This window comes from Streptomyces sp. MB09-02B (assembly GCF_033794485.1).
GTDB lineage: Bacteria > Actinomycetota > Actinomycetes > Streptomycetales > Streptomycetaceae > Streptomyces.
Genome location: NZ_JARGEE010000770.1, coordinates 1 through 2,077, shown reverse-complemented (window position 1 = coordinate 2,077; position 2,077 = coordinate 1). Strand labels below are relative to the sequence as shown.

Annotated in this window: 2 protein-coding genes; one reads left to right on the top strand and one right to left on the bottom strand. The window is 73.2% G+C overall.

Features of this window, described 5'->3' with window-relative positions:
• Positions 1–97 precede the first annotated feature (97 nt).
• Complete coding sequence (locus P1P70_RS43875; RefSeq protein ID WP_319247987.1) at positions 98–1,711, top strand: ABC transporter permease; 1,614 nt, start codon at positions 98–100, stop codon at positions 1,709–1,711.
• Here the strand turns inward: P1P70_RS43875 and P1P70_RS43870 are convergent.
• A complete protein-coding gene (locus tag P1P70_RS43870; RefSeq protein ID WP_319247989.1) occupies positions 1,680–1,970 on the bottom strand; it encodes a helix-turn-helix domain-containing protein in 291 nt (96 codons plus the stop codon). The two genes, P1P70_RS43875 and P1P70_RS43870, sit on opposite strands and share 32 nt — an antisense overlap.
• Positions 1,971–2,077: the final 107 nt, after the last annotated feature.

Genomic DNA, 2,077 nt, shown 5'->3' with positions numbered 1-2,077 from the left:
ATAGGGTTTTTGATATGGCTTTTCTTTTGCAGCTCTAGATTTTATTAAGCGTCAGCTCGGGGCCCTGCTCGACCGGCTGCCCGCCGACCGCCACCCGGTGCCCGGCACCCCCACCGGGACCCTGGGGCGCGCGGGGCTGGCCCACCCCGGGGAACTCGTCGCGGTGGTCGGACACCGCCCCGGAGACCCGGCGGTCACCGCCGAGCGCGCGCCCGATGCGCGCCGGACCGGCGACATCGTCTCTCCCACCCGTGTCGCCTCCTTCACCGGAACGCCGCTCACGGACGGCGCGGGCAGGACGTACGAGGCCCTGGCCCGCGTCGCCGCGGTCCTCGTCATCGTTCCGCTGCTGGTGCTGGCGGCCTCCGCCGCGCGCCTGTCGGTCTCCCGACGCGACCAGCGGCTCGCCGCGCTCCGCCTGATCGGTGCCACGCCGGGTCGGGTCGCCGGGCTGACGGCCGCCGAAGCGCTGCTGACCGGAACGGCGGGCGCGCTCCTCGGCGTGGTGGGCTACGCGGTGCTGCTGCCGGCGGAGGCGAGCCTGTCGCTCGCGGGCGGTGCCTGGTACACGGCCGACCTGTGGATCGGCGCACGACCGCTGCTCGCGGTGACGGCCGGGGTGATCGCGCTGGTCGTCGTCAGCGCCCTCGCCGGACTCCGTCAGGTGGTCGTCGGCCCGCTGGGCGTGGCCCGCCGCTCCCGCAGCCGCGGAGCGAGCGCCGTACGGGCGGTGGTCTTTGTGGCCGTCGTCGCCGGATACGGCTGGATCGGCAAGCGGTACGGCAGTGACGACTCCATGGTGTTGTACGCGTTCGCCGCGGTCTTCCTGGCGCTGGCCGTGATCGGGCCCTGGGTGGTCCGGCTGCTCGGCAGGATCGTCACCGCCCTGGCCAAGCGGCCGGCGACACTGCTGGCCGGGCGCCGGCTTCTGGACGATCCCAAGGCCGCCTGGCGGATCGTCTCCGGGCTCACCCTGGCCGGTTTCGTCGCCGGGTTCTTCGCCCTGCTCACCCTGGACTCCCCTCCTCCATGGGGTGGACGGCCCGACCAGCTTGCCGTCGCGGCCCCGGTCCACGAGGTGACGCAGGTGCGGAAACAGGCCGAACAGCGTCTGCGAGCCGCCGGAGTGAGCGCCGTGGTCGGCGTGGACGACGGCTTCGTGGCCACGGCCCCGTACGACAGCCGCCAGGTCACCGCCACCGTCTCCGGCGGCCCGGCCGAACTGGACCGCGCCCGCACCGCGCTGACCGGCCTGCTGCCCGACCAGTACCCGCTCACCACCACCGAAGTGAACTGGTCCGAGAACCGGTTGACCCAGGACTTCACCACTCTCACCCGGGTGGTACTCGTGGTGACCTTCGCCGTCGCCATCACCTCGGCCGGGATCACCTCGGCCGCCGCCGTCCTGGACCGCCGCCGCACCTACGCCCTGCTGCACCTGGCAGGAACCCCGCTGCGGATCCTGGACAGCGCCCGGAACCGGGAGACGCTCATCCCGGTCACGGTGCTGGCCGGCGGGGCCGTCGCGGCAGGGCTGCTGTGCGGGGGCTCGATGATGCTGGCCGGCGGCGACTCGTCGTTCGACGCACGCGGCCTGACCGTTCTCGCGGTGTGCTGCGCCGCCGGCGTCGGCGGGATCCTGGCGGCGGGCGCATTGAGCCGCCCCCTGCTGCGCTCGGTCACCCGTCAGGCGGGGGCGCGCGGGGAGTGATGCCGTGGGTGCCGGTCTCCCCCCGCCCCGGGCGTGGGCGTAGCCGACGACCTGCCGACGGAGTGGCGGTGGTGGCGCCGCGGGCGAGGTCGGTCAGGTCGTACTGCACCGTGGGTGGGCGGCTGGTGAGCACGGTGCGGGTGATCAGTCCACCGGTTTCGAGGTCGCGCAGGGTCTGCGCGAGCATCTTGTCGCTGACGCCGCCGGCACTCCGGCGCAGCTCGGAGCAGCTTTGCGGGCCGTCCATGAGGTCGACCAGGACCAGGGCTGAGGTTCCCCCGTTGCGCGAGAGGTGCTGATCAGCTGGTCAGTGAGGGTTGACGGGGTTTCAGGTTCGTCGGTTCGGCCGTCGCCTGCTCGGCGTAG